The organism is Bacillus sp. SIMBA_026, from assembly GCF_046535335.1.
Taxonomy (GTDB): domain Bacteria; phylum Bacillota; class Bacilli; order Bacillales; family Bacillaceae; genus Bacillus; species Bacillus velezensis.
In genome coordinates this window covers 1-249 of sequence record NZ_JAWRWX010000364.1, presented here as the reverse complement: position 1 = coordinate 249, position 249 = coordinate 1, and the positions used below count along the sequence as shown (strand labels likewise).

Annotated in this window: 1 protein-coding gene; it reads right to left on the bottom strand. The window is 59.4% G+C overall.

Going from position 1 to position 249, the window contains the following annotated elements:
- On the bottom strand, positions 1–249 hold a 249-nt coding region (locus SB847_RS21815; RefSeq protein WP_410578802.1), incomplete at both ends, for a hypothetical protein.

Genomic DNA, 249 nt, shown 5'->3' with positions numbered 1-249 from the left:
CATGCAGCTCAACGCCATCATTGTGCGTAACACCAGACCGGAACCTTTGGCGTCAATCACTTCGACGTTGGAGGCGAACTGGCCGCCTGTTCCGGTCACGTACAAGGCACCGTCGGCTTCCTCGATGCGTGCACCGAGCTGACGGCACGCGATCTTCATAGTCTCGGTTTCGGTACAACGCAAGTCGTTGCGGATGATAGAGGTTCCATCCGCGAGCGTGGCTGCCAGAATCGCGCGCTGCGTTTCGGG